5 protein-coding genes are annotated in these 6,195 nt (G+C 37.9%); 2 read left to right on the top strand and 3 right to left on the bottom strand.

The features are described from left to right. Positions 1–49 precede the first annotated feature (49 nt). On the top strand, positions 50–2,236 hold the full coding sequence (locus V7068_RS21730; protein WP_499714507.1) for a methyl-accepting chemotaxis protein: 2,187 nt from the start codon (positions 50–52) through the stop codon (positions 2,234–2,236). Between the two features lie 49 nt (positions 2,237–2,285). Here V7068_RS21730 and katA read toward each other — a convergent pair whose 3' ends face one another. The 3 genes from katA to V7068_RS21715 all read right to left on the bottom strand — a co-directional run bounded on the left by katA (position 2,286) and on the right by V7068_RS21715 (position 5,857). Next, positions 2,286–3,734, bottom strand: a complete 1,449-nt coding sequence (gene katA, locus V7068_RS21725) for a catalase KatA (protein ID WP_499714506.1) — start codon at positions 3,732–3,734, stop codon at positions 2,286–2,288. 397 nt (positions 3,735–4,131) lie between these two features. Next, entirely contained in the window at positions 4,132–4,362 is a 231-nt protein-coding gene (locus tag V7068_RS21720; RefSeq protein ID WP_499714505.1) for a hypothetical protein, read from the bottom strand. After that, the gene (locus V7068_RS21715; protein WP_499714504.1) at positions 4,355–5,857 is read right to left on the bottom strand and encodes a DHA2 family efflux MFS transporter permease subunit; all 1,503 of its coding nucleotides are present in this window, start codon (positions 5,855–5,857) and stop codon (positions 4,355–4,357) included. The genes V7068_RS21720 and V7068_RS21715 overlap by 8 nt, the downstream gene beginning before the upstream one ends. A gap of 210 nt (positions 5,858–6,067) precedes the next feature. On the opposite strand from V7068_RS21715, the gene V7068_RS21710 reads away from it, so the two are divergent. After that, a partial coding sequence (locus V7068_RS21710) for a TetR/AcrR family transcriptional regulator (RefSeq protein WP_499714508.1) occupies positions 6,068–6,195 on the top strand: 128 nt, incomplete at its 3' end.

The following is a 6,195-nucleotide window of genomic DNA, read 5'->3' as shown; positions in this document are numbered from 1 at the left end:
TCAACAACGTTATTTAACAGAACCAATTTTTTAATAAAGTCAGAAGGGAATGAGAATACATATGGGCTTTTTTGACTGGTTAGATTTTAAAGAAGGTCTCCCTTTATGGTGGTCGTATAGGTTGAATCGCTCATCCAAAGAGTCAGTCGAGGAAATTTTTGAAAGCATCACAAAGACTCGCGTTAATCTTTTATACGAATGGACCAATGAGCGATGGGCTTCTTTAGAAAAACGAGCGCAAGAATTAGAACGTATCTCTGAGCAAAATTTAAATTCTTTTTTAGAAGTTTCCAAAGAAAAAAGTACATATTTTACTGAATTATTCATTCTAAATCCACAAGGAAAAGTAGTCTTTTCAAGCTACCCAAAGCATATCGGTCACACTTACAATACAAATCAAACTCCAATATATAAAAAAGCAATAGAGCGGGTCATCGAAACGGAGCAGCACCTTCTTTACGGTCCCTTTACGGATTCGTTAACATTAGAAATCGGACCCCGCACTTCCAAATTCCATGATGAAGTTACGATTTTATTTTTCCAACCCGTCATAAAAGATGGCGCCCTCGTTTATATACTAGTCGGTCGACTTCCAAACGATGTGATAGGAGATTTAATTCAACGAGAGGCTGGACATATTTATCAAGATTCCGGCGATAATTATATTTTTATGATTGACTCTCACCTAGATCCATCTATCGAACAAGGGATAGCATTATCTCGCAGCCGGTTTGAAGACCAGACCTTCTCACTCGGAGAGAATTTAAAAGATGGTGTAACAACAAAACATTGGGGAATTGTAAAAATTAAGAAGCATACTGAATTTGAAATTCGCTTCACCGATCCTGCCACCCAAAAATTACATCCTGGTGTTCAACATACGATTGACAATGGAGAAAATCTATTCGTTGAGTTTCCTGGATATCCTGATTATCGCCACATTCCCGTCATCGGAAAAGGAGTTACTTTCCAGCTGCCTGGTTCACCTGATGTTTGGGGTATGATGTGTGAAGGTGATTTAGAAGAAGTATATCGAACACGTTCTATCGGCTTTCGTTTAGGCAAGAGCTTCATCCTGCTTACCATGCTTGGAATTGTACTCTATCAACTTTTAACGGCTTTTTTCGTTCCACCATGGTTAGCTTTACTCATTAACATTTTATACGGTGTACTCGCCACTTCCTATTTTTATAAAAAACAATTAAAACCAATTGTTAATCGTTTAAATCGAGTGACGGAAATGATTCAAACAATCGCAGAAGGCGGCGGTGACTTAACGATTCGTGTAAAAAAAGAATTGCTTTCCAATGATGAAACGGGGGCTATGGGACGCTGGGTTAATAATTTCATAGACAGTCAAGAAGAATTAATTTATCAAGTAAAATCAGCTGCACTTGATGTCGAACAAATGAATCAAACATTACATAAGCGAACCGTTATCGTTGAGCAAAACTCCCATTCCGTTATTGAACAAATGAATGAAATGTTAGAGAGCACACAGCAGCAATTACACGACGTACATCAAGCTATGAATCAAGTCGATCAAATCCACGAAACATTAAATGGTATGGAAAAAATGAGTCAGGAACAATTGCTCGAAGCACAAAAACAAGTCGCAGGCATCGACGATAAAATGAGCGAGATTGTGAAAAAGGTTCATGATACGCTCACCTTAACCGAAACATTCACACAATCTTCTCAAAATATTGAACGCATCGTCAATACAATTAATGCTATTGCTGAACAAACGAATTTGCTCGCCTTAAACGCAACAATTGAAGCTGCTCGCGCCGGCGAGTATGGAAGAGGTTTTGCTGTTGTTGCCCAAGAAATACGCAAGCTCGCCGATCAAACGACTTTCGCAACAAAGGAAATTAAACATACGTTAGAAAACATCGAACACAGTTCTTCACTTGTTCAGAATTCTATTCAAAACAGCAGCGACGAAGTGGAAAAAGGTTCTGAATATATTCGCGTTGTACGTGATGTATTAACATCCATGTCTCAAGCATCTGCAACCCAACCAAATGTAACAGAACAAATGCGTGATATCATTCGCAGCATCGCCATCGTCAACGAACAAAACTTCCGTACGGTGGAAAATGTTGATAGGTCCACTAAGAAAATGGTGCATTTAATTCAAGACACACGCTATGATAATGAACTAAGTTCTCTCGTAATCAATACACTTGCACAATATGTATCCAAGTTTCATCTTTCTAACGATAAATCTTAAAAAAATAGGTATCCCCTCAATACGGGGATACCTATTTTTTACTAATCTATTAAGCTTGTTGCGGCACAGCTAGGCCAAGCCCTTCAGCAACACGTGTACCGTATTCTGGATCTGCTTTGTAGAAGTGGCTAATTTGACGAAGTTTAATTTCTTCAAGTTCTACCGGCTTCATCGCCCCTACAATATTGGCAACTAGACGAGTACGCTCTTCTTCACTCAGCAAGCGATAAAGGTCACCAGCCTGAGTGTAATGATCATCATGATCATATGCTACTTGCGCAGCTTGTCCTGTTACATCAAATGGAGTAACTTTCGCTTCAGGTACTTCATTTGGACCACCAAAGCTATTTGGCTCATAGTATACAGAACGTCCACCATTACCATCTCCAGCCATAAAACCATCGCGTTGATGATTATTAACCTCTGCTCTTGGACGATTAACTGGAAGTTGGTTATGGTTTGCACCAACACGGTAACGATGTGCATCTCCATATGCAAATAAGCGTCCTTGAAGCATTTTATCTGGAGAAGCCTCTATACCTGGTACAAATGTTCCTGGCGAGAATGTTGCTTGCTCTACTTCAGCAAAGTAGTTTTCTGGATTTTTATTTAGAACCATACGTCCTACTTCAATTAATGGGTAATCTTTTTGCGACCAAACTTTTGTTACATCAAACGGGTCAAAGCGGTACGTGTCAGCATCTTCTAAAGGCATAATTTGAACGTAAAGCTTCCAAGCCGGGAAATCACCTTTTTCAATCGCATTGAATAAATCTTCTGTATGATAATCTGGATTTTCCCCTGCAAGTTTTGCAGCAAGGTCCACATCAAGATTTTTAACCCCTTGTTCTGTTCTGAAATGATATTTTACCCATACCGCTTGTCCTTCTGCATTTACCCATTTAAACGTATGGCTTCCGTACCCATGTTGATGACGAAGAGTAGCTGGAATACCACGGTCAGACATTAAGATTGTTACTTGATGTAAAGATTCAGGAGAATGTGACCAGAAATCCCATACCGCTGTTGGGTTCTTCAAGTGTGTTCTCGGGTCTCTTTTTTGTGTATGAATGAAATCCGGGAATTTAATGGCATCACGAATAAAGAAAACTGGTGTATTATTCCCGACAATATCGTAGTTTCCTTCTTCTGTGTAGAACTTAACAGCGAATCCACGCGGGTCACGAACTGTATCAGCTGAACCTAATTCTCCAGCTACTGTTGAGAAGCGAATAAACATGTCTGTTTCTTTTCCAACACCATTGAATAGCTTCGCTTTTGTATATTTCGACACATCATTCGTCACGGTAAAAGTACCATACGCTCCAGCACCTTTCGCATGAACAACTCGCTCCGGAACACGTTCGCGGTTGAAGTGTGCTAATTTCTCTAATAAATGTACATCTTGAATGAGAACTGGTCCACGTTGTCCAGCTGTAATAGAGTTTTGATTATCGCCTACTGGTGCTCCCCAGCTTGTCGTTAGTTTTTTCGTCATCTTCACGTCACCTCTTAATTAGAATTATTATTGATAATTAATATAATAAACTATATTAATTAAAAATCAATACTTATTTATAATAATTTTAATAAAGTAATAATATTCATTTGGAATAACATCCCAATAAATTGGTAAAATAAAAGATAGAAATCTAGTTTAATTATATAACCACTATTAAATATTTTCCAATTTTGTATTCTTTCTTTTAAATGTATGATTTTAATAATTTATCAATAAGCTCTAATGAAAGGGTATAAAAGAGAATGACCAAAATTACTATATTCAATATAAATTATAAAAATACCTAGTTTAGATCATTCATTTTCATCCTTTTTGAAAATCAAATGTTTCAGATATACAAGGGCTGTCTAAAAAGCCCCTAAAATAAAAAGCATTAACAAAAATCCAATGGACAGCTCCATTCCTTTGCAGGATTTTGTTGTTCATAGCTCCGATGAAGGACATTTCCCTTGTCTGATTCCTCCATTTTGGCCTTCAACATACCTTTTGAAGACGGTAAAAAGTAATGAATGATCTGAGGAGAATGATTGTTCAACAAAACGAGGAGGCTGCCCCCAAAGCCATTTTCATGACTTTTGGGGGCAGCCTCCTTTGCATTAAGCATGTTTTGGTGCTTCTTTAGCATATATTTCTTCTGCTGGTTTAGCCCGTTTAATGAAAAACGATAAAAGTAACGCTACCCCTATAAGAACAGTAGCAACTAAGAAGGCATCATTGATTCCGTCCACCATCGCCTTCACCATTACTTCACCTTTGATAGCTGCTAGCGCTTCAGCAGTCGGCTGCCCCGTTACTTGACTCATCGCAGATTCCATTAATTCTTCGGCATGTGCTTCCGTCCGTTTAGACATCACCGTAACCAATAAAGCAGAACCAATTGCCCCTGACACTTGGGACAAGGTATTGTTCATAGCTGTACCGTGCGGATTCATTCGTTGTGGTAGTTGATTCAATCCATTTGTCATAATTGGCATCATAACCATGGACATACCAAACATCCGAACGGTGTACAGTGTAATCAACTCCCAATATGGAGTTGTTAACGACAAAGTACTAAAATAGTACGTAGAAACAGCTGTAATTACTAATCCAATAATCGCTAGACTTCTTGCACCATGTTTATCAAATAGTTTACCGGTAATCGGCGACATAATCCCCATAACAACCGCACCCGGTAACATTAATAACCCTGAATGGATAGGTGAAATGCCTCGAATCGTTTGTACGTAAATAGGCATTAAAATCATGGCAGAAAATAGTGCCATATTCACGACCATCGAAATAACAGAAGAAAGTGCAAACATCGGATGTTTATAAATGCGGAAATCGAGCATGGGTCTCTCCAATTTCAATTGACGAAGAATAAATAAGATTAAAGCAATCGCTCCGATAATAATCGTTCCATAAACTTCTATATCTCCCCATCCTTTATCTCCTGCAGAACTGAAACCGTATAATAATCCACCAAATCCTATACTCGATAAAACAAGCGAAAGTATATCAAGTGTAATATTTACTTTCTCTTTTTTATCTTTGAGCATAAAGAAAGCAAATATTACAATAAGCGCTGCAATTGGTGCAATCATATAAAACAATGTTCTCCACGTGTAATGTTCAATAATCCACCCTGATAAAGTAGGACCAATTGCTGGAGCAAAAATCATGACTAATCCGAAAACACCCATTGCTGTTCCGCGCTTTTCAATCGGAAAACTTGTTAGCATAACGTTCATCAACAACGGCATCATAATGGCAGAACCTGCGGCTTGAATCATGCGTCCCACTAAAATAATTGCAAAACTAGGGGCGACTGCTGAAGCAACCGTACCAATTGTAAACAAAAGCATAGCTATTAAAAATAAATGCCTTACAGAATACTTCTGAATTAAAAAAGCTGTTGTTGGAATCAATACTCCATTTACTAACATGTACCCCGTTACCAACCATTGAACAGTCGTCGCGGAAATATCAAAATCTTTCATAATAGACGGTAAGGCTATATTTAATAACGTTCCATTCAGAAAAGCAATAAAAGCACCTGCTAACAGAATTCCAATAATCCCATACGGTGGACGCTTTGCATTTGCTGAATCGCTCATATTTCCGACCCCCTTGTAACGTTAGTCTATTTTTTTATACAACCGTTCTAATACAAAAATATCATACTCCTTTCATGCTATTTTGGCAATATCGATTCAAGTCAATTTGTCATCTGAATATAAATGAGATAGTATATTTTTTAGAACGACAGTCTAAAAGTTACAAGTTAAACATGCTTTCTTATTATTTTAAAAAGGTGATGTATCCAAATGAAAGAGCGGAAGCAGCAAGTGCTAAAGAATGCTCATCAACTATTTGTCGAAAAAGGATATCAAGCAACATCCATTCAAGACATTTTAGACTATAGCGGAATTTCAAAAGGCACTTTCTATAATTA

The organism is Bacillus sp. JJ634 (assembly GCF_036962285.1).
Classification (GTDB): domain Bacteria; phylum Bacillota; class Bacilli; order Bacillales; family DSM-1321; genus Peribacillus; species Peribacillus asahii_A.
The sequence above is the reverse complement of the archived record's forward strand: the minus strand, read 5'-3'. Positions and strand labels throughout refer to the sequence as shown.